This window comes from Cellulomonas biazotea (genome assembly GCF_004306155.1).
Classification (GTDB): Bacteria; Actinomycetota; Actinomycetes; order Actinomycetales; family Cellulomonadaceae; genus Cellulomonas; species Cellulomonas biazotea.
Genome location: NZ_BIMR01000425.1, coordinates 1 through 1189 on the forward strand (window position 1 = coordinate 1; position 1189 = coordinate 1189).

The following is a 1189-nucleotide window of genomic DNA, read 5'->3' on the forward strand; positions in this document are numbered from 1 at the left end:
GCACGCTCTCGGCGAGCGCCCGGACGACGACGGACGCGACCGACGCCCCGCGGGCGCGCTCCGCGACGAGGAGGCTCTCGCGGCGCGCGACGAGCAGCCGGGCCGCGAGCACGAGGGCCAGCGCGCCGACGACGCCGAGCCCGACGATGAGCACCGACGCCTGCGCGCGGGCGGCGGCGAGGCGGCCCGCGGCGTCGGCCAGCACCTCGTGCAGCTGGGTGTCGACGGCGGGCACCCCGTCCGGGGTGGCGAGGTCGGCGGGGGCCGAGGTGAGCGCGTCGAGCTGGTCGGCGGTGCGGGCCGCCAGGGCGTCGTCGAGCGACGAGGGGTCGGCGGGGAACCGGATCGCGCGCTGCACGGCGGGCCCGACGACGGCGAGGACGGCGTCGGGCAGGGAGTCGTCGGACAGCAGGAACGCGATCCGGTGGTCCGCATGGCCCGCCGACGGGGCGGGCTGGGGCCGGAGCAGGTCGTCGAAGCCGCGCCACTGGTCGGCCGTCGGGTCGATCGGCTCGTACAGGCCGGTGACCAGCACCGACGTGGCGCCCGCGCCGGGGGTGGTGAGGTCGAAACGCGTGCCGACGGTGATGCCGAGCTGCTCCGCGGTCGTCGCCGCGAGCCCGGCCCGGACCTCGGGCCTGACCGCCGGAGCCGCGGGCTGGACCTCGCCCTCCGGTGTCTGGCCGTCCTGCGCGGGGTCCACCGGCGGCGTCGACGGGACAGCCGGCGCGACGCCCGGGGCCGCGCCGTCCACCCAGCGCACCAGCGGGTCGGCGCCCAGATCGGCGCTCCCGAGGTGCGCGAGCCGCACGAGCTGGCCGTCGCCGTCGATCCGGACGACACCCGGGGCGGTGTGCACGGCCGTGACGGGCGCGCGGGTCGCGGCACGCACCGCCGTGGGCAGGCGCGACGCCATCTGACCCGCCGCGTTCGCGATGAGCGCGGGCTGGTCGGGGTCGCGCTGCGGGTCCGGGATCATGGCGCGGGTCGGCAGCGTGACGACGACGTCGGCGGCCACGCCCGCCTCGGCGACGATCCGGCGGACGGCCTCGTCGGCGGCGCGCGCCTCGAGCCGGGGCAGGCCCGCCGACAGCAGGACCGTCCAGGCCAGGAGCGTCGCCGTGAGGGCCAGCAGGCCGGCGTCGTCGCGCGCGCGGCGGCGCGTGACGAGCGGGGCCATGGCGGTCGC

1 protein-coding gene is annotated in these 1189 nt (G+C 79.4%); it reads right to left on the reverse strand.

Translation table 11 applies throughout. The features are described from left to right. On the reverse strand, positions 1 to 1189 hold a 1189-nt coding region (locus CBZ_RS21200), incomplete at both ends, for a hypothetical protein (protein ID WP_218022828.1).